The organism is Tenacibaculum sp. M341 (genome assembly GCF_004337695.1).
GTDB lineage: Bacteria > Bacteroidota > Bacteroidia > Flavobacteriales > Flavobacteriaceae > Polaribacter.
The window spans coordinates 228,155-252,108 of sequence record NZ_SJXJ01000008.1 but is presented as its reverse complement, the minus strand read 5'-3'; the positions used below and the strand labels follow the sequence as shown (position 1 = coordinate 252,108).

At 30.5% G+C, this 23,954-nt stretch carries 22 protein-coding genes and 2 tRNA genes; 7 read left to right on the top strand and 17 right to left on the bottom strand.

The features are described 5' to 3' along the window. Positions 1-286: 286 nt before the first annotated feature. From rpsT to proS, 4 genes are all read right to left on the bottom strand, one after another. Complete coding sequence (gene rpsT / locus EYW44_RS11335; RefSeq protein WP_132723780.1) at positions 287-538, bottom strand: 30S ribosomal protein S20; 252 nt, start codon at positions 536-538, stop codon at positions 287-289. Between the two features lie 35 nt (positions 539-573). Further along, positions 574-645 (bottom strand) — tRNA-Glu (locus EYW44_RS11330). Positions 646-757: 112 nt separating this feature from the next. Next, a tRNA-Glu gene (locus EYW44_RS11325) sits at positions 758-829 on the bottom strand. A gap of 75 nt (positions 830-904) precedes the next feature. Beyond that, positions 905-2,383, bottom strand: a complete 1,479-nt coding sequence (proS, locus tag EYW44_RS11320) for a proline--tRNA ligase (RefSeq protein WP_132723779.1) — start codon at positions 2,381-2,383, stop codon at positions 905-907. Between the two features lie 145 nt (positions 2,384-2,528). On the opposite strand from proS, the gene EYW44_RS11315 reads away from it, so the two are divergent. The 5 genes from EYW44_RS11315 (at position 2,529) to porT (ending at position 7,424) form a co-directional block, all read left to right on the top strand. Continuing rightward, entirely contained in the window at positions 2,529-3,569 is a 1,041-nt protein-coding gene (locus EYW44_RS11315) for a hypothetical protein (RefSeq protein WP_132723778.1), read from the top strand. A gap of 53 nt (positions 3,570-3,622) precedes the next feature. Next, on the top strand, positions 3,623-4,987 hold the full coding sequence (locus tag EYW44_RS11310) for an OmpP1/FadL family transporter (RefSeq protein ID WP_132723777.1): 1,365 nt from the start codon (positions 3,623-3,625) through the stop codon (positions 4,985-4,987). A gap of 122 nt (positions 4,988-5,109) precedes the next feature. After that, the gene (locus EYW44_RS11305) at positions 5,110-6,006 is read left to right on the top strand and encodes a NifU family protein (RefSeq protein ID WP_132723776.1); all 897 of its coding nucleotides are present in this window, start codon (positions 5,110-5,112) and stop codon (positions 6,004-6,006) included. Continuing rightward, positions 5,999-6,727 carry a bifunctional demethylmenaquinone methyltransferase/2-methoxy-6-polyprenyl-1,4-benzoquinol methylase UbiE gene (gene ubiE / locus EYW44_RS11300; RefSeq protein WP_132723775.1) on the top strand — a complete coding sequence of 243 codons (729 nt, stop codon included), beginning with the start codon at positions 5,999-6,001 and terminating at the stop codon, positions 6,725-6,727. Before EYW44_RS11305 ends, ubiE begins: the two co-directional genes overlap by 8 nt. Before the next feature lies 1 nt (position 6,728). Beyond that, positions 6,729-7,424 (top strand): type IX secretion/gliding motility protein PorT/SprT, encoded by a 696-nt coding sequence (gene porT, locus EYW44_RS11295; protein ID WP_132723774.1) that lies wholly within the window; start codon positions 6,729-6,731, stop codon positions 7,422-7,424. 439 nt (positions 7,425-7,863) lie between these two features. On the opposite strand, the gene EYW44_RS11290 is transcribed toward porT, so the two are convergent. From EYW44_RS11290 to EYW44_RS11280, 3 genes are read right to left on the bottom strand one after another with little or no spacing between them, the layout of a single operon-like run. Beyond that, the gene (locus EYW44_RS11290; protein ID WP_132723773.1) at positions 7,864-8,682 is read right to left on the bottom strand and encodes a mechanosensitive ion channel family protein; all 819 of its coding nucleotides are present in this window, start codon (positions 8,680-8,682) and stop codon (positions 7,864-7,866) included. Positions 8,683-8,719: 37 nt separating this feature from the next. After that, entirely contained in the window at positions 8,720-8,914 is a 195-nt protein-coding gene (locus EYW44_RS11285; protein WP_132723772.1) for a hypothetical protein, read from the bottom strand. A gap of 5 nt (positions 8,915-8,919) precedes the next feature. Continuing rightward, positions 8,920-9,492, bottom strand: coding sequence for an RNA polymerase sigma factor (locus EYW44_RS11280; RefSeq protein ID WP_373681062.1), 573 nt, complete (start codon positions 9,490-9,492; stop codon positions 8,920-8,922). A 211-nt stretch (positions 9,493-9,703) separates the two neighbouring features. On the opposite strand from EYW44_RS11280, the gene EYW44_RS11275 reads away from it, so the two are divergent. Together EYW44_RS11275 and rpe are read left to right on the top strand one after the other, a co-directional pair. Then, the gene (locus EYW44_RS11275) at positions 9,704-10,567 is read left to right on the top strand and encodes a sigma-70 family RNA polymerase sigma factor (RefSeq protein ID WP_132723771.1); all 864 of its coding nucleotides are present in this window, start codon (positions 9,704-9,706) and stop codon (positions 10,565-10,567) included. Between the two features lie 94 nt (positions 10,568-10,661). Next, on the top strand, positions 10,662-11,318 hold the full coding sequence (gene rpe / locus EYW44_RS11270; RefSeq protein ID WP_132723770.1) for a ribulose-phosphate 3-epimerase: 657 nt from the start codon (positions 10,662-10,664) through the stop codon (positions 11,316-11,318). A 72-nt stretch (positions 11,319-11,390) separates the two neighbouring features. Here rpe and EYW44_RS11265 read toward each other — a convergent pair whose 3' ends face one another. From EYW44_RS11265 to EYW44_RS11220, 10 genes are all read right to left on the bottom strand, one after another. After that, positions 11,391-13,367 (bottom strand): protein-disulfide reductase DsbD family protein, encoded by a 1,977-nt coding sequence (locus EYW44_RS11265; protein WP_132723769.1) that lies wholly within the window; start codon positions 13,365-13,367, stop codon positions 11,391-11,393. 17 nt (positions 13,368-13,384) lie between these two features. Continuing rightward, a complete protein-coding gene (gene tilS / locus EYW44_RS11260) occupies positions 13,385-14,701 on the bottom strand; it encodes a tRNA lysidine(34) synthetase TilS (RefSeq protein WP_132723768.1) in 1,317 nt (438 codons plus the stop codon). Position 14,702: 1 nt separating this feature from the next. Continuing rightward, entirely contained in the window at positions 14,703-15,530 is an 828-nt protein-coding gene (locus tag EYW44_RS11255) for an alpha/beta hydrolase (protein WP_132723767.1), read from the bottom strand. A 10-nt stretch (positions 15,531-15,540) separates the two neighbouring features. Beyond that, positions 15,541-16,854 (bottom strand): aminodeoxychorismate synthase component I, encoded by a 1,314-nt coding sequence (pabB, locus tag EYW44_RS11250; protein WP_132723766.1) that lies wholly within the window; start codon positions 16,852-16,854, stop codon positions 15,541-15,543. Positions 16,855-16,946: 92 nt separating this feature from the next. Further along, positions 16,947-17,654: a hypothetical protein gene (locus EYW44_RS11245; RefSeq protein WP_132723765.1), complete on the bottom strand. Its 708-nt coding sequence runs from the start codon at positions 17,652-17,654 to the stop codon at positions 16,947-16,949. Between the two features lie 24 nt (positions 17,655-17,678). Further along, complete coding sequence (locus tag EYW44_RS11240) at positions 17,679-19,214, bottom strand: YifB family Mg chelatase-like AAA ATPase (RefSeq protein ID WP_132723764.1); 1,536 nt, start codon at positions 19,212-19,214, stop codon at positions 17,679-17,681. A 159-nt stretch (positions 19,215-19,373) separates the two neighbouring features. Then, on the bottom strand, positions 19,374-20,549 hold the full coding sequence (locus EYW44_RS11235) for a hypothetical protein (protein ID WP_132723763.1): 1,176 nt from the start codon (positions 20,547-20,549) through the stop codon (positions 19,374-19,376). 106 nt (positions 20,550-20,655) lie between these two features. Continuing rightward, positions 20,656-23,256, bottom strand: a complete 2,601-nt coding sequence (locus tag EYW44_RS11230) for a CHAT domain-containing protein (RefSeq protein WP_132723762.1) — start codon at positions 23,254-23,256, stop codon at positions 20,656-20,658. 5 nt (positions 23,257-23,261) lie between these two features. Further along, a complete protein-coding gene (locus tag EYW44_RS11225; RefSeq protein ID WP_132723761.1) occupies positions 23,262-23,630 on the bottom strand; it encodes a hypothetical protein in 369 nt (122 codons plus the stop codon). Positions 23,631-23,662: 32 nt separating this feature from the next. Then, entirely contained in the window at positions 23,663-23,875 is a 213-nt protein-coding gene (locus tag EYW44_RS11220) for a hypothetical protein (protein WP_132723760.1), read from the bottom strand. Positions 23,876-23,954: the final 79 nt, after the last annotated feature.

The window sequence follows — 23,954 nt, the reverse complement described above, 5'->3', positions numbered from 1 at the left end:
GAATCTTTTAATGCTAAAATAAAAGCGTTTAGAGCTCAATTTAGAGGAGTGAGAAATGTAGAATTCTTTCTATACAGATTAACACAAATTTTTGCTTAACCACAACTTTTAGGAATGATCCTAGAATTCTTCCTGTATAGATTAACTCAGATTTTTGCATAACAACAACATTTAGGAATGATCCGTTTATTGATAATAAGAAATAAATAAAAAGTCTTATAAATACAAAAACACTTCGAAATTAATCGAAGTGCCTTTGTATATATTAACTAATCTTAAAATTCTGTTATAAAGCAGCTACATGCTTAGCTAACTTTGATTTTAAATTAGCAGCTTTGTTCTTATGAATAACGTTATTCTTCGCTAACTTATCTAACATAGAAGCTACAGTTGATAACATTCCTTCTGCTTCCTTCTTATCTGTAGATCCTCTAAGTTTTCTAACAGCATTACGTGTTGTTTTATGCTGATATTTATTTCTTAAGCGCTTAGCCTCGTTACTTCTTATTCTTTTTAATGCTGACTTGTGATTTGCCATTGTGTTTTTAACTTAAATGTTGTACAAAAACTTTGTAGCCCATAGGAGAATCGAACTCCTGTTTCAAGGATGAAAACCTTGCGTCCTAACCACTAGACGAATGGGCCAAAACAATATCTGATATTGCGGATGCAAATATACGATTCTTTTTTTATTACACAAATCGTTTTGCTTGTTTTTTGATAAAAAAAGCTCCGATTGTTTTCGAAGCCTTTTTTGTAGCCCATAGGAGAATCGAACTCCTGTTTCAAGGATGAAAACCTTGCGTCCTAACCACTAGACGAATGGGCCAAAACAATATTTCGTTATTGCGGGTGCAAATATAGTAACTATTTTCAAATTACCGCAACTTTTTTATTGTTTTTTTTAATAAGCTTTTGCAAAAAGAACTCTTCTACTTGATTTACTGCCTGTTAAAACACAAGTTCCTTCTTCATTTTTTACGTCATTAGGTATACATCTGATAGTAGCCTTGGTTAATTCTTTGATTTTTTCCTCAGTTTCTTCAGTTCCATCCCAGTGAGCAGATACAAAACCACCTTTTTTCTCAATAACTTCTTTAAACTCCTCAAATGAATTCACCTCTGTTATATGCTCATTTCTGTAGTTTAATGCTTTTGTATATAAATTATCTTGAATTTCATTTAAAAGTTGCGTTACATGTCCTACAACATCATCTTGTTGTAATGTCTGCTTTTCAAAAGTATCTCTTCTTGCAACTTCTACAGTTCCATTTTCTAAATCTCTTTTACCCATTGCAATTCTTACTGGTACTCCTTTTAATTCGTATTCAGCAAACTTTGCACCTGGTCTCATAGTATCTCTATTATCAAACTTAACAGAAATCCCTTTTGCTTTAAAAGCTGCTACTAATTCATTTACTTTTTCTGAAATAGCTTCTAATTGTTCTTCTCCTTTATATATAGGTACAATTACAACTTGTATTGGAGCTAACTTTGGAGGTAATACTAAACCTGCATCATCTGAATGAGTCATTATTAATCCTCCTATTAATCTAGTTGAAACTCCCCAAGATGTTGCCCACACATATTCTTGCTTTCCTTCTTTAGAAGTATATTTTACATCAAAAGCTTTCGCAAAGTTCTGACCTAAGAAATGAGAAGTACCTGCTTGTAATGCTTTTCCATCTTGCATTAAAGCTTCTATAGTATATGTGTCATCTGCTCCTGCAAAACGTTCACTTTCCGATTTTACTCCTCTTACAACTGGCATTCCCATAAACTCTTCAGCAAAAGTTGCATATACTTCTTGCATTTGTCTAGATTCAGCTATAGCCTCTTCTTTAGTAGCGTGAGCTGTATGACCTTCTTGCCATAAAAACTCAGCTGTTCTTAAAAAAGGTCTTGTTCTCATCTCCCAACGCATAACATTTGCCCATTGATTTATTAATAATGGTAAATCTCTATGCGATTGAATCCATCCTTTATAAGTATTCCATATAATAGCTTCAGAAGTCGGACGTACAATTAACTCTTCTTGTAACTTTGCATTAGGGTCAACGCGTAACTTCCCTTCATTATCTGGATCAGATTCTAGTCTGTAATGTGTTACTACTGCACACTCTTTTGCAAATCCTTCAGCATTTTTTTCTTCAGCTTCAAACAAACTTTTGGGAACTAAAAGAGGAAAATAAGCGTTTTGATGTCCTGTTTCTTTAAACATTCTATCTAATTCTGCTTGCATTTTCTCCCATATAGAGTATCCGTAAGGCTTAATAACCATACATCCTTTTACAGCAGAATTCTCAGCTAAATCGGCTTTTACAATCAATTCGTTGTACCATTTTGAATAATTCTCGGCTCTTTTTGTTAAATGTTTACTCATAATCAAAAGTTTGGCATAAAATTTGATATTTTTTATGCATAAATTGTCTTTACAAAACTACACTAAAATAGCAATTGCTACAATAAAGATGTGTATTTTTGATAAAGGTCTTAACAAAGTTTTAATTAATTAAAAAGATAAGAATATGAAACCACATTACACCAAAACCAAACTTCCACTATATTTCTTATCATTACTTGTGGTAACTACTCTAGTTTCTTGTGCAACTGTTCAAACAGCTGCTGGTAGTGATGATGGTATATATGCTGATGATGTTGAGCAACCTAAACGAAAGATTGTACAAACAAATACTGAAGAATATAAAGACTACAATGACAATTATTTTTCTAGAGAATTAAGACGTATCGAAGATTTAAATGGTACAGATATTTTCACTGATATTGATAATTATAGTTCTGATGACTACATTCTTGAATCTGAAGATGAAGAACCTATTGAATCAGAAACTCAAATTACTACTGATAGAGAACCTTGGGGATATAGCTCTGATTCTGATGTGGTAATTAATGTAAATACATTTGGTAATAACCAATGGGGATGGGGACTAAACGGCTGGGATCCCTACTGGGGATGGAACATTAATTGGGGAAGAAACTGGGGATACAACCCATACTGGCATCCTTACCACTGGAACAATAGATTCTTTGTTGGCGTAGGTGGTTTTTATGATCCTTTCTTCTGCCCTCCTTTCTATGGATACAATAACAGGTTCTGGCGTTACAGAGGTTATAGATACGGATATAGAGGGTATAGCAGATATAGAATTAATGATGGTTTTTATGTTGGTGGTAGAAGAAATAGAAATGCAGTTGCCTATGGTAACAGAAGAGGGTATTCGAGAAGTTATTCAAGAGCAGCGGCAAGACGTTCTAACACTAATGCATATAGAAGAAGTAACAGAGCGGCAAGAGCAAACAGAAGTTCATCAAGAGTAACAAGGAGAGGTAATTACTCTACAAGAAACAACAGTTCTAACAGAAGAGCTAGAAGTTATGACAATTCTAGAAGAAGCTCATCTAGAGGTAACTACTCTAGTAACAGAAGTTCTTCTCGTAGTAGAAGCTATTCTTCAAACAGATCATCAGGAAGAAGTTATTCTTCAGGTAGATCAAGTTCAAGAGGATCGTCTAGAGGTTCTTCAAGAGGAGGAGGAAGAAGAAGATAATATTTTTTACTAACTAAACTATATTATTACAAACCCAACTATTTAGTAAAAACATGAAAAAAATTACATCAATTTTTGTGGCAATTATTGCTGCTGGTATAGCTACGTCTTATTCTCAAGCGTTAGATTATAATGACCTAGGTATTTTATTATCCAAAAGACAACCTGTTAACGGTTCTGCACGATTCAATGCAATGGCTGGTGCTTTTGGAGCATTAGGAAGTGACGTTTCAGCTTTAGAAATAAACCCTGCTGGTGGTGCTGTTGCCAGAAAAAGTAAAGCTTCTGTTACATTACAAGGAAGAAATATTTCTCGTGACGCTTTTTATTATGGAAATTCAAATAATATTGATGATCTGCAATTAGAGTTAAATCAAGCTGGAGGTATATTTGTATTTGACACAAATGATGGTAGCGGCTGGGACAGATTTGCTTTTCATATTAATTATCAAGTAAATTATGACTTTAACAACTCTTATTTAGTTGAAGGAAATAGCAACTTTCTGTTTTACAACGAACACTTAGATGACACATCTAATCCAAAAAATCTATTTGATAGATCATTAAATCAGAAATACTCAGTAAATACTGCTGGACAAAATAGTTCATTTAACTTAGGGTTGTCTGCTGTCCACGATAACAAACTACATATTGGTGCTGCAATAAAATTCCACAGTTTAGACTATAGAGAGAATACTTTATTAAATGAAGTGAATGATGACATTAATGGAAATGAATTAGATGTTGACGAATTGAACGAAAGATATATTAGCGGATTTGGTTCTTCAATTAGTCTTGGTTTTATTTATAAGTTAAATAAATATGTACGTATAGGAGCTTCTTATGAAACACCTACATGGTATACAGAATCTCTAGAAGAAACTGCTAATACATTAACAATGTATGGTATTGAAAGTCTTAACTTCAATACTATTAGAGAAAGAGACTTAGAAGCATATTCTTTAAAATTTAGATCTCCAGGAAGATTGAATGCAAGTGGTGCTTTAGTTTTTGGAAAGCAAGGATTGATTAGTTTTGATTATACTTATCAAGATTTCACTAACTTCAAATATCAAGAAACTGATAATGTACTTCAAGATGCAAACAATTTCTTTGATAGAGACTTTAGAGCTACTCACACATTAAGAGCAGGTACTGAATGGAGATTTGACAAAGTAAGTTTACGTGGTGGATATTTTTATGAAAAGAATCCGAATTTAAGAGAAGGTGGTAGTACTAATATTGATAACATTAGAGGTTACAGTGCGGGTATCGGATACAATTTTGGAAATACTCAAATAGACTTATCATATTCTAAATTTGAAAACACAGATTTTTTCTCTTTATATAATTTTGAAGATATTCAAATTGGAAACAATACTTCTAAAATATCTGCTACAGTTACATTTAGCTTATAATAATTAGAAAAAATATTAAATAATTTATAAAGACTTCATATAATGTTAATAGTTAAAACATTACTATGAGGTCTTTTTATTTAATGACTTTTTTACTGTAATTTTGCAATTCATTATTACTTATGGAAAATATTACAATCACAATCGAAAATACCACCAATGATAGCATTATTAAATTTGTTAGTAGCTCTATCTTAATTAACGGAGGTAGTTACGAATACAATAATATTGATGAAGCTAAAAATTCACCAATAGCTCAACAGTTATTTTACCTTCCTTTTGTTAAGAAAGTATATGTAACTGCTAATTTTATAGCCATACAACGTTTTGATATTGTTCAGTGGGTTGATGTTCAAGAAGAAGTAAAACAACAAATTGAAACGTATTTAAATGAAGGAAAAACTGTTGTTTTAGAAGAGAAAACTAAAAAAGATGCTGTTGAAGTTTACGCTGAAGTTACCCCTAATCCGGCTGTAATGAAATTTGGCACCAATAAAGCATTAACTAAAATAGATGTTGAGTTAAAAAATATTGAAGAAGCAAGCAAAGCTTCTCCTCTAGCTCTAAGTTTATTTAATTTTTCTTTTGTCAAAGAGATTTTTATTTCTGAAAATTATATTTCTATTACAAAATATGATGTTGTTGAATGGAATGAGGTTTATCAAGAAATAAGAACTTTTATCAGAGAGTATATTCAAGAAGGAAAAACAATCATTTCTGAATTACCTAAAAAAGAAGCTGCTTCTAAAGAAATTGAAGTGAATACTGAAAATTTAGACGAAACTTCTACAAAAATAATTGATATACTAAACGAGTATATTAAGCCTGCTGTTGCTTCTGATGGTGGAAATATTGCTTTTCACAATTACGATTCAGAAACAAAACAAGTGAGTGTAATTTTACAAGGAGCATGTAGCGGATGTCCTTCATCAACAATTACGTTAAAAAATGGTATTGAAACCATGCTTAAAGAAATGCTACCAAATCAAATTAACGAAGTTATAGCAATCAATGGGTAAAGAAGTAAAACCTTATAAAGACTCTGAATTAGGTAAAAAAGAGCAAGTAGCTCAAATGTTTGATACTATATCTGGCAATTATGACGGATTAAACAGAGTAATTTCTCTTGGAATTGATGTTAAATGGAGAAAGAAAGTTGTAAAAATTATCGGAAAAAACAATCCTAAAGATATTTTAGATATTGCTACAGGTACCGGTGATTTAGCTTTAATGATGGCTCAATTATCTCCAAAAAAAATTGTTGGTCTAGACATTTCTAAAGGAATGTTAGAGGTTGGTAGACAAAAAATCAATAAAGCCAAGTTAGACAATGTAATTGACATGGTTGTTGGTGATAGTGAAAATATTCCTTTTGAAGACAATACTTTTGACGCTATAACAGTTTCTTTTGGAGTTCGTAACTTCGAAAACTTAGACAAAGGACTTACAGAAATATTAAGAGTATTAAAACCTGGTGGAACTTTTGTTATATTAGAAACTTCTAATCCTACTAAATTTCCTTTCAAGCAAGGCTATAAGTTTTACACTAGTTTTATTTTACCTGTAATTGGTAAATTATTCTCAAAAGACAAGGTTGCTTATTCTTATTTATCAGAAAGTGCTAATTCTTTCCCTTTTGGAGAAGCCTTAAACAATATTTTACTAAAAAATGGGTTTAAGAATGTAAACTGCACACCAGTTACATTTGGTGTTGCCTCTATTTATACATCAACAAAATAATATGTTAAAAAAAATTTTAACTTTTAGCTTATTTTCACTTTTAATCTTAGATGCTTATAGTCAAAGAGAAAAAATAGAAAATTTACCAAACTTCGATAAAAGACCTATACATTATGGTTTTTATTTAGGATTAAACACTAATGGGTATAAAGTAGCCTATAAAACTAGTGCTTTTAATGCCGATATAGAGGTAACTGAAGATGTTGGTTTTAATGTAGGTTTAATTGCTGATATGAGGTTACATAAAAATGTAAACCTTCGTTTTGAACCTGGTTTAATTTCTAATACTAAAACTTTACGTTTTAAACATATTGTGAATGAAATTGAAGGAACAAGAGAAGTTGGTAACACTTACCTACACTTACCTTTCATTTTTAAATTTAGTACTGATAGATTAAACAATATTAGACCTTATGTGTTAGGAGGTGCTTCTTTTGACTATAATTTCTCTAGTAATGAGAAAAATCAAGATGATAACTTTTCTGGGCAATTCAGACAAACATCTAGCAATTTTATGTACGAAGTTGGTATTGGTATAGATCTTTATTTACCATATTTTAAATTCTCTCCATCAATTAGAGGTATTTTTGCTATCAACAACGAATTAATATACGATAATAGAAACCCGAGTCAATGGACAGACCCTATTGATTTCTTAGGTTCTAGAGGTATATTCCTTCACTTATCTTTCGAATAATCATATATTTTTATATCAAAAAAAGAGCTACCCTAGGGTAGCTCTAACTATTTATGCAAGAAATTCAGTTCCCCCCGAACTTTCATTTCTTATAATTTATGACACTGATTTTAAAATTGAGTCACAATAAAATTCAAAAAAACATAAGCACAAAAAAAAGGACCGGATAATCCAGCCCTTTTCACGTGATTTGCATTCTAGGCAAATCTCTAGATAGAAGTCCCCCGAAATCTACCAAATAATTTAAATTAATAAAAGCTAAAGATAAACTTTAACTACATTACAAAATAAACTTCCTCAAATATAATGTAAATAAAACAAAAAAAAAAGTTAAACAAAAAAATAAATAAACATTAGGGAAACATCACCTAATGTTTATTTATTTTTAAAACACGTAAAAAGCTCACTATCAATCAATAGAAAACTCTAAACCTAATAGTTATTTTTTGATAATTACTACATTATCAACTACATCTTTAATAGGTAAAATAACTGTACTCGAAGAAGTACGCACAGTCACACATATGTTATCTATTGCTATAATTATACCTTCTACATCTTTCACTGTAACCTGAGACCCTATGGCAATATTTCTTCTAGAATAATATCCAAATAATAATCTTGATACTGCATCTCTTGCCCCTAAACCAAAAGCAATTGTAAAAGCAGCTAATACAGAACCTATTAATAATGTTAAATTACTTTTTATTACTGAAGTATCTACTCCTGCTTGATCTAATGCTGTTATAGAAAGAAATACAACAATTAAATAGAATGCTATATTCCCTACTAATTTACCTCCATTAATATCAAGAGATTTAAACATACCTTGTATGGCTTTTTTAACCACAGTACCTAAATAAGCACCAGCTACAAAAATACCTAGTGCAGTAATTAGTTTTGGTAAATAAGCGAAGAAACTTATTAATCCAGCAGAAACAGCGGTTAAACCAAAAATACCAGCACCTGCCATTATAAAAACAAGTATCAAAAACCATTTTAACACTCCTAAAATGACTTTTGTAAGTACAATATTGATTGTTGAATCTCCGAATATTTTTGTCTCACTTAGTTTCTTAGACCATTGATCTATGTTCGTTTTTACTAAAATCTTTCTTATAACATATAAAAACACTCTTATAAAAATCCATGCAAAAATTATATATCCAATAAATCCTGCTACTGTCGGTAAAGACGCAACTATATCTTCAAAAATATCTTTAAAGGGTTTTAGAAAATCAACCTTAAGCATCATCATAATAGTAATATTTAGTTTTTTTGGTTAGTCTAAGCTTTTATTTTTCTTCTTTTTCATCATTATTACTTTCTCCTCCTGTTAGAAGATCGCCAATAGCATTAGGATATTTAACTACAAATAAATCCGCAATATCTATCGATAACTTAATCATAGCCACATCATCAAGTACTTTCTTTTTAAGTACCTGAGGTAGCTCCTCATTATGTAATATTTTTTTAAACGGATTATCCATAATCTCTATAACTCGTTATACGCTTTAACAACTTTCTCTTTAGCTCTCTTAATACGCATTTTTACAGCACTCTGTCCTATGTCCAATGACTGCTGTATTTCTTTTATGCTCATATCATCTTGATACTTCATTAATAAAATCATTTTATCAGAAGGATCAATAATTTCCAGGGCTTTCGCTAACTTATCTGATTTCAGTTCGAAAAGCGAAGTATCATCAATCTCATTAACATTTGTATCCTCATCTTTTATAACATCGGTTACAACTGTTACTTTTTCATTCTTCTTAGCACTATTCCTTTGCACATAATTTACACAAAAATTGTATGTAAAAGAATATAACCAAGTTGAAAATTTTGATTTTCCCTTAAAAGTTCTCAATTTAACAAATAAACGAACAAAAACATCATGCGTTAGATCTTGAGCTTCTTCTTTACTTTTCGAAAAACCATAACACTTATTGTAAACTACACCGGCATAACGATCATATAATACGGCGAACAAATGAGTATCATTTTTCTCCACTATCATACGAACTAGCTCTTCGTCAGTTATTTTATCTGTATTATTAGCTTTCAATAGTTAATTAGTTGACTAAATTTCGGGTTATGTTTACATTTTGACACTATAACTTTTAAAAAGTCACAGAAAAAACATAAACATGTCTAAAATAAACACAAAAAAGATATTTTCAGAAAAAAAATAAAAAAAAATCCACTTTTTTGTAACATTATTTTAAAGTTGAACGTATAACCTAATGTATAAGATAATTTAATTAAAAAGAAAGTGTATGAGACAACTTAAAATTACGAAACAGGTAACCAACAGAGAAACTGCGTCTTTAGACAAATACTTACAAGAAATTGGTAAGGTTGACTTAATTACTGCTGATGAAGAAGTAGAGTTAGCGCAGCGTATAAAAGCTGGTGACCAAAGAGCTTTAGAGAAATTAACAAAAGCTAACTTACGTTTCGTAGTATCGGTTGCTAAACAATACCAAAACCAAGGTTTAACATTACCTGATTTAATTAATGAAGGTAATTTAGGATTGATAAAAGCGGCTAAGCGTTTTGACGAAACAAGAGGTTTTAAATTTATTTCTTATGCTGTTTGGTGGATTCGTCAGTCTATTTTACAAGCCCTTGCAGAGCAATCTCGTATCGTTCGTTTACCTTTAAATAAAATTGGTTCTATTAATAAGATCAATAAAATGTACGCTTTCTTAGAGCAAGAAAACGAAAGACCTCCAAGTGCTGAAGAAATAGCTAAGAAATTAGACATGACTGTAAGTGATGTTAAAGAGTCTATGAAAAACTCTGGTCGTCACGTATCAATGGATGCACCATTAATTGAAGGTGAAGATTCAAACTTATATGACGTTTTAAATTCTGGAGAGTCTCCAAACCCTGATAAAACTTTATTACACGAATCATTACGTATTGAAATTAATAGAGCTTTAGAAACATTAACTCCTCGTGAAGCTGATGTTGTAAAACTTTATTTCGGTTTAGGTGAACACCAACCAATGACTTTAGAAGAAATTGGAGAAACATTTGATTTAACTAGGGAGCGTGTTCGTCAAATTAAAGAAAAAGCTATTCGTAGGTTAAAACATACATCTAGAAGTAAGATTTTAATGACCTACTTAGGATAATATAACTCTTAACTACTATTACTAAAAGAGAATTCTTTCTATAAAGAGTTCTCTTTTTTTATTGTAATTTTGCGGCTAAACACAACTTAAAAACATGAATAAACTTATTGCTCCTTCAATATTAGCAGCAGATTTTGGCAATTTACAACGTGATGTAGAAATGGTTAACAATAGTAATGCCGACTGGTTTCATATAGACATTATGGATGGTGTATTTGTACCTAATATTTCTTTTGGAATGCCAGTTTTAAAAGCTATTTCTAAACATGCAAAAAAAACAATCGATGTACATTTAATGATTGTTGATCCGGATAGATATATTAAAACTTTTGCTGAATTAGGTGCTGATGTATTAACTGTACACTATGAAGCATGCACACATTTACACAGAACAATTCAAGCTATTAAAGCTAGTGGAATGAAAGCCGGTGTTGCTTTAAATCCACACACACCAATTAGCGTTCTTGAAGATATTATCTCTGATTTAGATTTAGTGTGTATAATGAGTGTTAACCCTGGTTTTGGTGGTCAATCATTTATTGAAAACACTTATAAGAAAGTACAACAATTAAAAGAACTTATTGTAAACAACAATGCAAATACTTTAATTGAAATTGACGGTGGTGTGACCAATAAAAATGCTAAACAACTAACAGAAGCTGGTGCAGATGTATTGGTTGCCGGAAGCTTTGTTTTTAAAAGCGACAATCCTACAGAAACTATTACTGATTTAAAATCTATTTGTAATTAATTACAAAAATTTAAGCATAAAAAAAAGTCTGAGAATATTTCTCAGACTTTTTTTTATATGTTTTATGGTAATCTAGTTTTTAAACTTCTTTAAACCATCTTTTAACCAACTATAATAAGATAATCTATCTGTATATTGCTGTGGAGCGTTTAATACTTCTAGCTCAGGACTCATTAATACATAGAAAGGCTGAGATGCATTTTTAAAGTTTACAGTTTGTAAAGTAGACCACTTTTCACCGTATGTTCTAATTTTCTTGATCTTACCACTTGGCTTCACAAATTCAAATTGCTCTTCTGGTGGTAACGGGTTTTCGTTATCATCAACATATAATGAAATTAATACATAATCATTCTTTAATGTAGAATGTATTTTAGAATCACTCCATACATTCTCTTCCATTTTTCTACAGTTAACACAAGCCCATCCTGTAAAATCTAATAAAACTGGCTTGTTTACAGATTTAGCATATGCCATACCTTCATCAAAATTCTTAAAACAGTCTAATGCTAAAGGACAATTTTTATCATCATTCTCATATACACTGTAGAATTGAGGTGGAGCAAAACCACTTAATAAGTTTTGATTCCACATTTGTTTTTGCATAACTCCAGGAGCTAAATAAACTGCAAAACCTAATACTGCTAAACCTAATATTATTCTTAAACCTGAAACTCTTTTGTTTGTTGGACCACCAGGAAACTTAATTACTCCAAATAAGAATAATGCAGCTAACACGGTAATTAAAATCCAAATACCTATAAACACCTCTCTCTTAAGAACACCCCATTGTCCTACTAAGTCTGCATTTGATAAGAATTTGAAAGCTAAAGCTAATTCTATAAATCCTAACATTACTGTAATAGCCTTTAACCAGAAACCTGATTTTGGTAATGCTTTTAATAAATTCGGGAATAATGCGAAGAAAGCAAATGGTAAAGCTAACGCTACTCCAAATCCTCCCATACCTGCTGTTAATTGCATTGGACCTCCATCAGAAGTTAAAGAACCTGCAAGTAATGAACCTAAGATTGGACCAGTACAAGAGAAAGATACAATTGCTAAAGTAACAGCCATAAAGAAGATACCAAGAATACCTCCTATACCTGATGCATTATCAGTTTTATTACTCCAAGAACTTGGTAAAGTAATTGTGTAAAAACCAAAGAAAGATCCTGCAAAGAACACTAATACAATAAAGAAGAAGATGTTTAACCATACATTCGTTGAAATTGTATTTAATATTTCTGGATCTAAGTTATCAGCAAAGTGGAATGGTAAACTTAAAGCAACATAAATAGCTGCAATGAATATACCATATATGATAGAATTTGTAATTCCTTTTGATTTTTTATCTGATTGTTTTGTAAAGAAAGATACTGTTAAAGGTATTAAAGGAAATACACAAGGAGTTAAGAAAGCTATTAAACCTCCTAAAAATCCTAACAAGAAAATATTTAATAAACTACCTTTTTCTTCTTCTTGTTCAGCTGTCATTTTAGCTTCTAGAAGATCAGCATTCTTTAAATCTAATTTTAATGAGTTTGTTAATGCTTTACTGTTTTCATCAACAGTAGCTACAGTACTAACAACTTCACCTCCATCTAAAGAAAATGTAAAGTCATCATCATAAGGTAAACAAAACTCTTTACAAACTTGAGCTTCTATATTTAATGATACTTGTCTTAGATTAGGATCAGTAACGACAATACGTTGTACAAGTGTTGCTTCTTCTACAAAAAAGATTTCATCAACACCCCATATTTCACTAAATTCAGTTACTGTTTCACTTTCTTGTGCTTTACCTTCTACAGTAAAACCAGATTCACCCTCAGAAGGCTTAATTGACATTGGCAAAGAAGCATCTTTTGGATTGTATTGAGAATATAAATGCCAGTCATCATCTATATATACATTAAAGATTAGGTCATACTCTGTATCAGAGATTTTCTTTACGGAGGTCTCCACGTCTACAGGAGCGTCGTCTTGTGCGTGAGTCGCAAAAGAAAAACCTATAATTAATAAAAGTAAGGTAAAAACTCTTTTCATTGTTATTGGGGTTATTTTTATATACTTATTCTTAAAATACTTTCTAATTTTGATGTATCAGATACAGCAAACCTTCTGTCTTGTCTCATACCGACAATCCAAATGATATCATTATTATTGTTACAAAGCAACCAAATTTCATTCTTTTGAAACATTGACAATTTCTCGTCTTTGAAATATTTACTTACTTTTTTCTTACCCAACATTCCCTTTGGATAGAAGATATCACCTTGTTCCCTTCGCCTGATAATCATCGGGAAAGTTACTAAATTTTTATTAACTAATATACAATTTTTATTTCCTCCTTCATTTTTATCGGCTTTTTCAACTTTTATAACCATATTCTCACCTATGGGTGTTTCTCCTATACCTACCTTAAACATTGGGGTTTCATTAGAAAAACGACTCAGTTTTGTTAGCAATAAATATTCTCTATTTTTGAGTAAAACATGGGTTTCTGAGTATAGTTTTTTACCAGTTTTTGATGACAATAGATCAAAAATATTGTCCCATTCAGTGAAATTATACTCCTTTAACAGATAATATAAATACGATTTTGGAGCTGACAGCGTTAATATTTGTTTTATGTTTAACTTTACTAGATCTCCTTCAACAGTTATTACTTGTTTTTTTACTTCTTCTACTCTATCATTAATTATATTTTTTCCTTGAGTCGCAAAGCCAACCATTTTTTGAAATCCATTTAAAATATTCGGATTAATTTCTTTCAAAACTGGTACAACTTGATGTCTTATTTTATTTCGAGTGTACTTTACATCTTTATTAGATGCATCTTCTCTCCAACTCAGCTCATGTTGCTTTGCATATTGAAAAATCTGTTCTCTTGAAAAAGGTAATAATGGTCTTATAATTTTACCGTTTTGTTTTGGTATACCTGTTAAACCTTCAATTCCTGTTCCTCTTGAAAAATTGATTAAAAAAGTTTCTAAACTATCATCTAAATGATGCGCAGTAGCAATGTATTTAATTTTATTTTCTAATGAAATCTTTTCAAACCAATCATATCTCAAGTTTCTGGCAGCTATTTGAATCGACTCTTTTTTTCGACTAGCATAAGAATTAGTATCAAATCTTACTTTAAAAAGTTTCACATTCAATTTTTCAGATAACACCTCTACTAATTTTTCATCTAAATCGCTTTCTTCTCCTCTTAATTGGAAATTACAATGTGCTAAACTAATTTCGAAACCCACCTTATTTAATAGATAAGCAAGTACTACACTGTCCAATCCTCCAGATATAGCAACTAAAACCTTTTCATCTCTAAGAAAAGAAAACTCTTTTTTTATATAATTTGCAAACTCTTCTTGCATCCTATTTTTCTAATGTTGATTGTAACCAAACAATCATGTCTTTCATCATTTCCTCTTTACATACATCATTATGTAATTCATGATATCCTCCTTCGTATAATTTTACTTTTGCATTAGCTGCTTTTTCTCCAAATTCTTTAGTTCCTTTACAATCTGTAAGATGATCATCATCTCCGTGTAATAACAATATTGGCGACTTAAACTCATTGGATCTTTGAATAGCTTCCTCTCCTTTTTCCATGAAAACTAGTGAATAATTAGCACTTACTCTAGCATGAACTAAAGGATCCTCTTTATATTTTTGAACCTCTTCTTTACTTCTTGAAATGTAATTCGGGTCTATTTCATTATTTAACGTTATCGAAGGAGCTATTTTTCTAATGATTCCTCCTGCAACAAGTTTCCATTTTGGTGGCACGAAAGACAATCTTAAAAAAGGACTCGTAGCTATTACTCCTTTTAATTGTTTATGATTGTCAAATGCATAATTAATTGCAGCATTTGCTCCCATAGAATGTCCGTAGAGAAAAACTGGTTGATTCACGCACAACTCTTTAGCCTTAACCATTACTAAATCAATACTTTTTAAAACATGCTGGTAACCTGGATTATGCCCTTTTTTTCCTGAAGTTTTACCATGACCAAAGTGATCAAAAGCAATTACGCTAAAATCATTTTCTAACAATTTAGCTACAGGAAAAGTAAAACGCCCTAAATGTTCTCCCAAACCATGAGTTAACACAATTACTGCTCTAGAATCATCTTTAAGCCAATACTCTCCGTGAAAATCTGTATTAAAATATCTAAATGTAAAAGTTTCGTTAGTCATAATCTATGGTTTAATGCACTTCTTTATTGGTAAGAACATACTTCATTGCTTTTGCTTTTAGCAAACATTCTTCATATTCTTTTTCTGGTGTTGATTTGGCTGTTATTGCTCCTCCTACAGAATAAGATACATAATTATTTGTTGCATTATATAAAATACTACGAATTATTACGTTAAAATCGAAATCGCCTTCTGGAGTAAAATAGCCCACACTCCCTGAATACAATCCTCGTTTAGTTTCTTCTAACTCTTCAATTATTTGCATTGCAGATACTTTAGGAGCTCCAGTCATACTTCCCATAGGATAAGTATCTCTAATAACATCAACGGGATGTAACTCTTCTTTCATTTCTGAAACAACTGTAGATATTAATTGATGTACTTGCTTAAATGAATATACCTTGCACAACTCTTCTACTCTCACACTTCCTTTTTTTGCAGTTCTAGATAAATCGTTACGAACTAAATCTACAATCATTACATTCTCTGATCGTTCTTTTTCATCTCTTGATAAATCAAAAGCTACTTTTTCATCCTCTATTTTATCTACATATCTTTTTGCTGTTCCTTTTATAGGTTGCGATATGATCTTACTTCCTTCTTTTCTGATGTATCTTTCAGGAGACGCTGATAATAAATACAAATCATCATGTTTAAAAAAGGTTGCAAAAGGTGGTTTAGATATTTTATTTAAATCGGTGTATGTTTTGTATGGATTTATAGTAACGTCTTCTGCATAAAATTCTTGGCAGAAATTCGCTTCATAAATATCTCCTCGCTTAATATGCTCTATTACCTTTGATACTTTCTGATGATACTCATCTTTATGAATTCTCAACTTAATTTTTACTTCCGATGAAGCGACCTCTTTTTCTTCTTTAGATATAAAATCGATTATTTGCTCAAAATCATCTTCAATCTCATCATCTATCATTTTTAAGTAAAGGAATTCGACTTCATTATCCTTTATAAATATTAATTTTTGAGGTTGAAAAAAATATAAATCAGGAAAATGTAAACCATCAAAATTATTAGACTCTAATCTTTCTACATCATTTTTCAAATCATAAGACAAGTATCCGAACAAAAAATCTTTGGTATACGATTGATATTCTTTAAGAGTTTCAAAAGCATTAAAGTAATCTGTTTTTATAGAAGTAAATTCTTCTACAGCCAATACACAATCAAAGCTTCCGTATTGTTGATGATAATTATTACTATCTAAATACACAACTGTTTCATACTGTTGTGCCCAAGCTAATAAACTATCTTTTACTCTGCTTTGATCGTCTATATAAAAAGTACGTTTTGTTCTTAAAGACATAGCCGCAAAAATACACAATGCACCTAATATTTTTTAACTCATTCAAAATTTTTACTCCTTAAAAACGGATATAAAACTAAGCTTAACAACAATTATTCTCCAGAACTCTTACCTTCAAACAATTCCCTTCCTAAATCCATAGCTTCTTTCGGTACTTCTACAAAACCTTGAATGTTTCCATCTTTTACATGAATAATTAATTCGCAAATATTCTTATTACCATAACTATAATCAGCCCAAGTAAAAGCATGTGTGGTCATAAAATTAAACATATCATCTTCAGCTGCATCTTTTGCTATGGCATACATACACATTTCTCTTGGAATTGAAACATATATTTCGTTCGTATTCAACTCTTTTTGAAGATTAATTAAATGTGATTTTGATAGAATTTTCTCACAACTCAAGTAATTTCCAGATGCAAAAGCCATGTTTTTACTAATACTTATTTCTGATTCAAAATTATCGATATTTTCAAAAGCTAAGTCAACTATCTCTTTTTCTGTTCTTCCGTCTTTATTTGACTCATCTATAACAAAATGACCATTATCAAATCCAAATGTTATAACAATAGGAAAAGAATCAACTTTACTTTCTAAAGGAAATTCTGCATACATCGCTCCTTCATTTTCTTTTAACCATCCTCTTCTTTTTATTTTAGGGTAGATACCTTCATCACTATACCTCTTCTTCTTTACTTTTTTATTATTTGAACCACTATCATTAGTCTCTTGATTATTTTTACAACCAAAATTTACTAATATAATTAAACAAAAAACTAAGACACTCTTAATTCTCATAATTATTTATTCTTTTTATTATCGCTACCCTAACCAACCTTCTCTATCTAAACTTCTATACTGAATTGCTTCTGTTATATGATTAGACTTTATGTTTTCTTCTCCACTTAAATCTGCTATTGTTCTGCTTACTTTTAAAATTCTATCGTAAGCTCTTGCTGATAAATTTAATTTTTCCATTGCATTTTTCAACAACAATTTACTATCATCTGATAATTTACAATATTCACGAATTTGCTTCACATTCATCTGTGCATTATAATGAATACTCTCTAAACCATTAAATCTAACCGATTGTATTTCTCTTGCTTTTGTTACTCTCTTTCTTATTTCTACACTGCTTTCCCCTTTTCTATCGTCAGACAACTTATCAAAAGGTACAGGGGTAACTTCTATATGAATATCTATTCTATCTAAAAGAGGACCTGATACTTTTCCTAAATATCGTTGCATTTCTGCTGGCGACGAAACTACTGGACTACTCCCATCATTAAAATATCCAGAAGGACTTGGATTCATACTTGCGACTAACATAAAACTACTAGGATAATTAACGGTAAATCTTGCTCTAGATATTGTAACTTCCCTATCTTCTAAAGGCTGTCTCATCACTTCTAAAACAGATCTTTTAAATTCTGGTAATTCATCTAAAAACAAAACACCATTATGCGCCAGTGATATTTCTCCTGGTTGAGGATACTGACCTCCACCTACTAAAGCTACATCAGAAACCGTATGGTGTGGTGATCTGAATGGACGTTGATTCATTAATCCTGACTTTTTAACCTTACCCACTACAGAGTGAATTTTAGTAGTTTCTAAAGCTTCATGTAATGTCATTGGTGGTAAAATAGAAGGTAAACGTTTTGCTAACATTGTTTTTCCTGATCCTGGTGGTCCAATTAAAATAATATTATGTCCACCAGCAGCTGCAATTTCCATACATCTCTTAATTGACTCTTGACCTTTTACATCTGCAAAATCAAATTCAGGAAAATCTATTTGTTTATAAAACTCTTCTCTAGTATTTAAAACTGTAGGTTCTAGTTCTTTGTTTTTATTAAAATGTTCAATTACTTCTACAATATTATCTACTCCAAAAACATTTATGTCATTAACTATAGCAGCTTCTTTTACATTTTGCTTCGGAAGAATGAAGTTTTTAAAACCTTCTTCTCTTGCTTTTATCGCAATAGGAAGCGCACCTTTAATTGGTTGCAAGCTTCCATCTAATGAAAGCTCTCCCATAATCACATAGTCTTCTATATTTTCTGATTCTATTTGATTTGAAGCTGCTAAGATTCCGACAGCTATGGGTAAATCGTATGCTGCTCCTTCTTTTCGAATATCAGCAGGAGCCATATTTATGATAATCTTTTTTCCTGGAAGTTTGTAATTGATATTTTTTAGTGCCGCTGAAATTCTATAAGAACTTTCTCTTACAGCATTATCAGGCAAACCAACTAAATGGTAACCTACTCCTTTATCTATATTAACCTCAACAACAATGGTGGTAGCTTCAACCCCGAATACGGCTGAACCGTGAACTTTTACTAGCATTTTTACTTTTTCTTTATTTATAGGAAGCTAATTTACATTATTTTAAAGATAAAAAGCAAATTGAAAAACACTTGCTTTAAAAATCAAAGATTCATATAACCATAAAAAAGCTCAGGCTTTTACTCCTGAGCTTTCTTTTGAATTCTAAATTATCCTTATTTATCTACTTCTAACAACTCTTGATCTTGATGTGTTATTCTCTCTTGATCTGTTATAAGTACTTCTTTTTGCTACTCTTGTATTCGATCTAGATGCTTTTGGTTTACTACTATATCTACTGTTTTTAGAGTTTCTTGTTACATTACTAGAACGATTTCTAGTGTAAGTTTTAGGCTTTTGTGTTCTAGTCGATCTTGATACAGAATTATTTCTCGAAGTTCTGTTATAAGATCTATTAGCTACTGTTTTTCTATTTCTTTGAGCCGTTATTGTTCTACTTCTAGAAACATTACGATCTGTTGACTTTACTCTTGATGTATTTCTATTACTTCTAATTGCTGTTCGAGATCTGTTTACACTTCGATTTGTGTTACTTGCAACTCTTGATCTACTTCTATTAATATTCGTATAGTTTCGATCATTTCTTCTATACATTGATGATCTATTATCTCTCGATCTAAAGTTAACACTTCTTGCAGCAGCAACTCTACGTCCACTATTATAGTTTCTTATGCGACTATTTGGTCTGTAATAACTACGATTTCTGTAAGACCTTCTATAATATCCATCATAATAATTATTTCTATATACAGCATATGAATATCTATAAGGCGAATAAAACCTTCTGTAAGGACTATTCCAAACAACACATCTATCAACAACTGGCACTGAAAAATATCTGTGATATGGTCTATACACATAACGTCTGTTAAAACTATTAATGTAACCTGAACAGTTTAAAAAATTACCGTAACTATTATAATTCACATACAACCCTCCTACTCTAGAAACTCGTCCCCAGTTATTATATCTAATAAATACATCTCCTGCTTGTACTATTCTACCATAATGATCATAAAAAACCGGAATATCTTCTATTTGTACAACTGCTCCATAATCATCGTATTGAACAAAAGGATCGTAGTTATAACCTGAATTGAAACTTATATTTACACCTGGAGCATTTACATTAACATTAACTCCGCATGATTGTTCATTTATATAAAAATCGAATTGTCCGTCTGGATATACAGAAAACTCTACACCTCCTTCTGAAAAAATGAATGATTTTCCGTAATTATAATATCTTGCTGATGCATTTGTACTCTTTTCTGATGCGTTAGCTGAAAATGTTGCTAACAAAAGACCTGTAAGTAATAAAACAAAATTCTTCATACTATTTGATTTTAGATGAGCATCATTTTTTTGATACACATTTATATAATACCAAGTAGCGTGCCAAAAATTTTAAAAACTTAAAAACAAGATGTTAAAATCAAACTTATTTATTTCTTTTCTTATAATACAAAAACAATAAAAGAATTAATAGTAGAGCAGCTGCAAGCAAGTAATACGAATAATTCATTTTAGAAGAAATAGTATCGGTATTTCCTACAACAATTAACGAAGCCCAATAATAAGGAGAGGCCTCTGCATCAATATTATTTTTCAAATATTTGAGTTTTGCACGTCTTAATGCCTTAGATTTTGTTTGTCCTTTACTTAAGTTTTTATAAAACTCTGAAGTAATAAGAGTTGTAGATTTATCATTTACTTTCCATAAAGAAGGAATTACTGCTTTTGCTCCGGAAGCAAAAAAACCTCTAGCTAAACTCATTACACCTTCTCCTCTTTTAATTTTTCCTACGGAAGTATTACATGCACTAAGTAATACTAAATCTGCATTGGTTTTAATGGTATCAAAATCTACTAAATTAAGTTTTCTATCACTAAAAGCAATCCATGGACTTATTGAATCTGATGCATCTGCATGAGTAGCTAAATGTAAAATTTTGTAATCTTTTGCGTGATTTACAAAATTATTCAAAGAAGCCTTACTTTTAGTCAACAACTTTCCTGAATATAATTTCTCTACTTCTTTTATTTCTTTTTCACTTTCTTTTAAATGTATCAATTCTTCAGAAAAATCTATGGGAGCTATCCCTAGAAAATCATTTATCTTTTCACTATTTACAATCTTGTTTTCTGTTTTAAATGTCAACGAATAATCATAGGATATTTCATTTCTTTCTATTAAATATTCTCTAGTAATTTTATCTGTAATTAAAGCTTCAAAAGGAACAAAACTGATAATATGATCACCCAAAACCACGATCTTTTTTCCTTGAACTTCTTGTTGAATATTTTTAGGAATTAATAATTCGTATACTTCATTAGCTATATTGAAATAGTTTTTTTGATCTTCTTCTGTTTCAAAAGGTTGATTTAATTCATTTCTTAATTGCTTTACACTATTTATTAAAAGATTTGTCCCCTCTATTTTAAAGAATATCTTATTATTATTGGTTAAACACAAACCGTAAGCATGTGGCAACTTTCCCCTTAATCGTTCAGCCATAACATAATTCAAAACTACTTCATCCTGTTTTACCTCAACTTCATTGACACTTAGAACTTTTGTGAAGTTAGGCGTTGAAAAATAAGATTGATTACTTTTCGGTCTATTCTTTTCATTTCTTACGGTACCTAATAATAAAAGTGCTTTGTTTTTTTCTATGAAATGAAATGCTGTTTCTATGTTTTTTGATTGATAGCAAGCTTCTAAACCTAATATGTAAATTTCAGAAGCTAAATCTCTTAATAACAATTTTGAATCATGAGATAAATCTTGTTTCAGCATTATATCTATCAACTGATCCGCTTGCTTAGCTTTTTTGATAATTTTACTAGCAACTTCAGTACTACTATTTTCTAAAAGCAATCTATCCCAGTTTTCCATTTGACTTCTAAACAACTCTAGCAACAATTCTTTATCCAATACTTCATTTAACTCATCTGTAGTAATCTTTTCTGGTTCTTCTTTAATTTCTTTATTTAAAAACAACGAAAGTGAAGCTAAAAAATATTGTTGCGCTTTTAAATAACTTTTCCCTAATGATGCGTTTTCACCGAGTACTAAAAGAGTTCTTTTTCTTAATTGATCATTTTTTTGCTGAAACTTCAAAGATTCCTTGTAAAGGGATTGAGATTTTTTTAAATCTTTTTTCTGATAAGCAATTCCCATGTTTAAATAAATACTTTTTAAACTTGAAGAATCTTGAATTTTCTTAGCTAACATTAAGGCTTTATTGAAATAAGTCAATGATTTTTCTAAACCACTTCCATTCTGAACATATTGACCTGCAATATTTTGATAAATATGAATCAACTCAATTTCTTTCCTCTTCTTTTTGTTACTATAAATTGAATCTGCTTTTAAAAAATATGCTAATGCTTTTTTACCCGAAGTTTTGCTTCTGATATTTTTATTTGCCTTTCCTGCTTTTGTATAAATTTTTATTAAATGATTTACCTTTCTCACATCAATAAAAGCGAGTGATTTTTCATAATCAGATGCTGCCAAGTAAAAATCTTTATTTTTAAAATAAGCATCTCCTCTTTTCACATAAGAATACATTATAAATTTTTTAGAATCTTCATCAAACCCTTCGCAATCAGGAAATTTTAAAACATTTATACACGCTTCTATTGCTTTTGCATACTCTTTCTTCTTTCTATGATAAAAACCTGCATTAAAATAACTTCTTTTTAAAGAACAAAAATTTAAAGAGTCTACTTTAAGTTTAGCATCAATAGCTAGTTGATTATAAAAAATAGCACTATCTATATTCTCTTTATACAAAAACTTAGCTAATTGATGTGCCTCTGAACCCAGCTGTTTGAAATCATTATTATTTCTATACTTTTCAAACAAATTTCTGTAAATAGGGAGTTTATCCATATTCTCCTCTGGCAACTTATGAATAGAATCAAATACCGAAGATGTTTCCTGGGAAAAACCAGCAAAAATAAAACACACAAGAAAAATGGCTAAAACCACTTTTCTTATGTGTTCATTTGTGAAAAATATAGATAAACTCATTAATATTATTCTATTGGTCGAGTTGGGTCATCATCGTTATCGCCGTCATCATCATTATCTATAATAATTACATCAATAGTCGTTGGTGGTAAAGGTACTTGTTCACAACTTGTATATATTACTGTTTCTCCTTCTTCACCATTAATCCCTCTTGGTCCATTATCATCAACTTCAATATCATCATCTGAATCTGAAGCTACAATTAAATTTTTATCTCTATCATCTTGCCCTAGATTAGGATTTTCAGACTCAATAAACCAGGTATCAACATACATACAATCGTCAGGAACAACATATATATCACGTCCTAACTCTATAATTTTTTCTTGTAAAAAACGATTCCTATCAGCAAATGTCCAATCGTAAGGAAACAATACAAAATGTCTTTTATAAAATTTTCCTGGTATTAGCGCTCTTGAACTTTGTGATTTTTTTTATTTAACTGATTTTCATCTCCTAAAAACTCTACAGCATTAATTGCTCCTTCTGGTAACTCTGACCTCTCAAAAAACACTTTTTCACTTATAGTTTCTACTTTACTCACATTCATTTCTTCTTCACAACTTAATAGTAATAATATACCCCCTAACATTACTACATGTAAAATTATTTTTCTCATTTTTAATTATTTTATGTTTATGTGAAGTTCCCCAACTTCTAAAAAAGTTACTCCCAAAAATAGATAAAATAAATAAAAG

Bases quoted from the DNA above. Each gene is read 5' to 3' on its own strand.
- proS (WP_132723779.1), bottom strand. From the start codon at position 2,383: ATGAGTAAACATTTAACAAAAAGAGCCGAGAATTATTCAAAATGGTAC.
- EYW44_RS11315 (WP_132723778.1), top strand. From the start codon at position 2,529: ATGAAACCACATTACACCAAAACCAAACTTCCACTATATTTCTTATCA.
- rpe (WP_132723770.1), top strand. From the start codon at position 10,662: ATGAATAAACTTATTGCTCCTTCAATATTAGCAGCAGATTTTGGCAAT.
- EYW44_RS11220 (WP_132723760.1), bottom strand. From the start codon at position 23,875: ATGAGAAAAATAATTTTACATGTAGTAATGTTAGGGGGTATATTATTA.
- EYW44_RS11285 (WP_132723772.1), bottom strand. From the start codon at position 8,914: ATGGATAATCCGTTTAAAAAAATATTACATAATGAGGAGCTACCTCAG.
- pabB (WP_132723766.1), bottom strand. From the start codon at position 16,854: ATGTCTTTAAGAACAAAACGTACTTTTTATATAGACGATCAAAGCAGA.
- EYW44_RS11265 (WP_132723769.1), bottom strand. From the start codon at position 13,367: ATGAAAAGAGTTTTTACCTTACTTTTATTAATTATAGGTTTTTCTTTT.
- EYW44_RS11255 (WP_132723767.1), bottom strand. From the start codon at position 15,530: ATGACTAACGAAACTTTTACATTTAGATATTTTAATACAGATTTTCAC.
- EYW44_RS11310 (WP_132723777.1), top strand. From the start codon at position 3,623: ATGAAAAAAATTACATCAATTTTTGTGGCAATTATTGCTGCTGGTATA.
- EYW44_RS11245 (WP_132723765.1), bottom strand. From the start codon at position 17,654: ATGAGAATTAAGAGTGTCTTAGTTTTTTGTTTAATTATATTAGTAAAT.
- tilS (WP_132723768.1), bottom strand. From the start codon at position 14,701: ATGCAAGAAGAGTTTGCAAATTATATAAAAAAAGAGTTTTCTTTTCTT.
- rpsT (WP_132723780.1), bottom strand. From the start codon at position 538: ATGGCAAATCACAAGTCAGCATTAAAAAGAATAAGAAGTAACGAGGCT.
- EYW44_RS11235 (WP_132723763.1), bottom strand. From the start codon at position 20,549: ATGAAGAATTTTGTTTTATTACTTACAGGTCTTTTGTTAGCAACATTT.
- porT (WP_132723774.1), top strand. From the start codon at position 6,729: ATGTTAAAAAAAATTTTAACTTTTAGCTTATTTTCACTTTTAATCTTA.
- EYW44_RS11305 (WP_132723776.1), top strand. From the start codon at position 5,110: ATGGAAAATATTACAATCACAATCGAAAATACCACCAATGATAGCATT.
- EYW44_RS11275 (WP_132723771.1), top strand. From the start codon at position 9,704: ATGAGACAACTTAAAATTACGAAACAGGTAACCAACAGAGAAACTGCG.
- EYW44_RS11290 (WP_132723773.1), bottom strand. From the start codon at position 8,682: ATGATGATGCTTAAGGTTGATTTTCTAAAACCCTTTAAAGATATTTTT.
- ubiE (WP_132723775.1), top strand. From the start codon at position 5,999: ATGGGTAAAGAAGTAAAACCTTATAAAGACTCTGAATTAGGTAAAAAA.
- EYW44_RS11240 (WP_132723764.1), bottom strand. From the start codon at position 19,214: ATGCTAGTAAAAGTTCACGGTTCAGCCGTATTCGGGGTTGAAGCTACC.
- EYW44_RS11230 (WP_132723762.1), bottom strand. From the start codon at position 23,256: ATGAGTTTATCTATATTTTTCACAAATGAACACATAAGAAAAGTGGTT.